The following is a 3,109-nucleotide window of genomic DNA, read 5'->3' on the forward strand; positions in this document are numbered from 1 at the left end:
CCGCGGGTGCACCGGTGGCGGCCTTCGAGTGCCCGGCGAAGCACATGGCCGGCGTGCAGTACCACCCCGAGGTGCTGCACTCCCCGCACGGTCAGGAGGTGCTGACCCGCTTCCTCTACGACATCGCCGGCCTGGAGCCGACGTGGACCGCCGGCAACATCGCCGAGCAGCTCATCGAGGCCGTGCGTGAGCAGGTCGGCCCGGAAGGGCGCGCGATCTGCGGCCTGTCCGGCGGCGTGGATTCCGCCGTCGCCGCCGCGATCGTGCAGCGTGCCATCGGTGACCGACTGACCTGTGTCTTCGTCGACCACGGTCTGCTGCGTAAGGGTGAGCGGGAGCAGGTCGAGCACGACTTCGTCGCCGCCACCGGTGCGAAGCTCGTCACCGTCGACGAGCGCGAGGCGTTCCTGGGCAAGCTGGCCGGGGTCACCGACCCGGAGGCCAAGCGCAAGGCCATCGGCGCGGAGTTCATCCGCTCCTTCGAGCGTGCCGTCGCCGGTGTGCTGGCGGACGCCCCGGCCGGCGCCAGCGTCGACTTCCTGGTCCAGGGCACCCTGTACCCGGACGTGGTGGAGTCCGGCGGCGGGTCCGGTACCGCGAACATCAAGAGCCACCACAATGTCGGCGGTCTGCCGGACGATGTGGAGTTCACCCTGGTCGAGCCGCTGCGCCTGCTGTTCAAGGACGAGGTCCGCGCGGTCGGACGGGAGCTCGGCCTGCCCGAGGTCATCGTGAACCGGCAGCCGTTCCCCGGCCCGGGCCTGGGTATCCGCATCATCGGTGAGGTCACCGCGGAGCGGCTGGACATTCTCCGCGAGGCCGACGCGATCGCCCGTGAGGAGCTCACCGCCGCCGGCCTGGACGACACGATCTGGCAGTGCCCGGTCGTGCTGCTGGCAGACGTCCGCTCCGTCGGCGTCCAGGGTGACGGCCGCACCTACGGTCACCCTGTGGTGCTGCGTCCGGTCACCAGTGAGGACGCCATGACAGCGGACTGGACCCGGGTGCCCTACGATGCCCTGGAGACCATCTCGACCAGGATCACCAATGAGGTGGCCGAGGTCAACCGTGTGGTGCTCGACGTGACGAGCAAGCCGCCGGGAACCATCGAGTGGGAGTGAGGCGGTGGCGTCCCTGAGCGGGACGCGCCAGGTGCGGCCCGGCGGGGTGTTCCGGAGATCCGGGACCGCCCTGTCGGGTCGCATCCGTCTCCGGGGGTCTGGGGTGAGGCTGGGTCGGGTGCTCCAGGTTGGTTTTCGTGGAGCCAGACCAACCTGGAGTGCCCGACCTGGCAGCTGATGTGGGGGTCAGCTGCGTACGGGCAGCTTCTCGGCGTTTTTCGTGCCGTCGATGAAGGGGATGATGAGCCAGCTGTAGGTGGCGGCGACGACGGCGATGCCGAGGCCTGCGAACCAGTTGTCCAGCTGGAACCCGGGGACGAGCATGAGGGCGAGCCACAGTGGCAGCAGGGGGATGAGCTGGCTGAACTTCGTGGTGTAGCGGTGGCCGCGGGATTCGACGGCCCTGCGCACGTCCGCGCGGTAGGGGTGGCTGAAGATCCACAGCAGGCCGGCGCCGAGGAAGGCCACGAGCAGGGCGACCTGGACGGTGCGGTCCAGGGGCGTGGCGAGTGCGCCGACGCCGAGGCCGAAGAGGGCGGCGGCCCCGGTCCTCAACCCGGTCGGGGTGTCCGGGACCGGTGCGGGGGTCGGGGCGACCTTTCTCTTCCGTGCCTTGTTCGCCATGCCAGGCAGTCTACCGGGTGGCCGCAGGTCAGTTCGCGGGCGGACTTCCGGCGCAGCCCTGGCCGGTGTTGGGGGAGCCGCAGAACGGGAACAGCGGGGGTCCGGCGAGGATCGGCGACGCGAGGATGAAGGTGGGCAGGAGGATGGAGGAGTAAAGGGCCTGCTCGGGGTTGGTGAGCGCCTGGGCGAGGACCTGGCCGCTCATGTCTGCCCAGCCGGCGGCGGACGCCTCGGGGGTCCATCCGTTGGGTGCGGAGATGCCGCTGGAGTTGGCGGGGAGGTCCTGTGCGGTGGCCGGGGCGGCGGCGAGACCGGCGGTGAGGGTGGCGGCGGCGAGTCCGATGCCGATGCGTCGGGCGGTGCGGGACCGGGTGGTGGTGGACATGGTGTTCCCCTGAACGGTCGACAGTGCGTCCGGTACCGAAACTACGGGCGGTTCCCGACCGCGACAAGGGGGTTTGACGACTGTTCTAGAACAGGTGTTTGATAGTCGGTACCGGTGGCCGCGGTGCCGTCCGGCGCCCACGGTACAACGGTGGAGACGGAAAATCGCCAGCTCAGAACCAGTGTAAGGGAGGTTGCCGGCATGGACAATGCAGCTCAGACGGCGGACGCACCACTCGCCGATGTGGTCGATGACCTGCGGCGGCGCATCACCCTCATCACGGGGGAGGCGCCGGCGGTACCGGATGCTGCGCCGGTGTCTTCGTCTGCGCCTGACACGGAGTCCGGACCGCTGCAGGAGGCGACCTCCGTTGACCGACCCGTCACTTTGGCATCCGACGCCCTCGGTGTCCCGTCCTGGCTGGGCCGCCACCTCACCCGGGGCGGACTGCCCCGCGGTGCGGTCACCGATTCCGTCGACTGTCCCGCAGCCCTCGTCGACGTCCTGGCCACGGTCACCGCGGCCGGTGGGTGCGCGGCGGTGGTCGGCTACCCGAGGCTCTCCCTCGCCGCGGTGGAGGCGGCCGGTGGAAATCTCGACCGGACCGTCGTCATCCCCGACCCGGCCCCGCACACCGGTGCGGTGCTCGGCACTCTCGTCGAGGGCCTCGACCTGGTCCTGTATCACGTGGCGGCACCGGTGACACCCACCGCAGCCCGCCCGGTGGACGCCCGGTTACGGCGCAGCAGATGTGCCCTCGTCGTCGTCGGCGGTTGGCCGGGGGCCCGGCTGCACCTCGACTGGCGGGTCGACGGGGTCACGGGTCTGGGCCGGGGGTCCGGACGGATCCGCGGGATCACCCTCGTCGGTCGGGCCCACGGGCAGGGGCAGCCGCCGGTGAGCTTCCGGGAGAGCCTCGGCGCACCCGCAGCACAGGCAGGCCACCATTCAGGCCCCCATTCAGGCCCCCATTCAGGCC

The 3,109-nt window shown here is 70.7% G+C and carries 4 protein-coding genes; 2 read left to right on the top strand and 2 right to left on the bottom strand.

Features of this window, described 5'->3' with window-relative positions:
• The coding region (gene guaA / locus QZV72_RS08420) for a glutamine-hydrolyzing GMP synthase (RefSeq protein ID WP_297007273.1) at positions 1-1,121 on the top strand (1,121 nt) is incomplete at its 5' end.
• A gap of 186 nt (positions 1,122-1,307) precedes the next feature.
• Here guaA and QZV72_RS08425 read toward each other — a convergent pair.
• Both QZV72_RS08425 and QZV72_RS08430 read right to left on the bottom strand, forming a co-directional pair.
• The gene (locus QZV72_RS08425; RefSeq protein WP_297007275.1) at positions 1,308-1,745 is read right to left on the bottom strand and encodes a hypothetical protein; all 438 of its coding nucleotides are present in this window, start codon (positions 1,743-1,745) and stop codon (positions 1,308-1,310) included.
• 28 nt (positions 1,746-1,773) lie between these two features.
• Positions 1,774-2,130: a hypothetical protein gene (locus tag QZV72_RS08430; RefSeq protein WP_297007277.1), complete on the bottom strand. Its 357-nt coding sequence runs from the start codon at positions 2,128-2,130 to the stop codon at positions 1,774-1,776.
• A gap of 201 nt (positions 2,131-2,331) precedes the next feature.
• Between QZV72_RS08430 and QZV72_RS08435 the strand changes: the two genes are divergently transcribed.
• Positions 2,332-3,109: hypothetical protein (locus tag QZV72_RS08435; RefSeq protein WP_297007279.1), on the top strand; the 778-nt coding region annotated here is incomplete at its 3' end.

The sequence above is a fragment of the uncultured Corynebacterium sp. genome (assembly GCF_902782855.1).
Taxonomy (GTDB): Bacteria; Actinomycetota; Actinomycetes; order Mycobacteriales; family Mycobacteriaceae; genus Corynebacterium.

Coding starts and splice junctions, on each gene's coding strand:
- QZV72_RS08425 (WP_297007275.1), bottom strand. CDS start 1,745: ATGGCGAACAAGGCACGGAAGAGAAAGGTCGCCCCGACCCCCGCACCG.
- QZV72_RS08430 (WP_297007277.1), bottom strand. CDS start 2,130: ATGTCCACCACCACCCGGTCCCGCACCGCCCGACGCATCGGCATCGGA.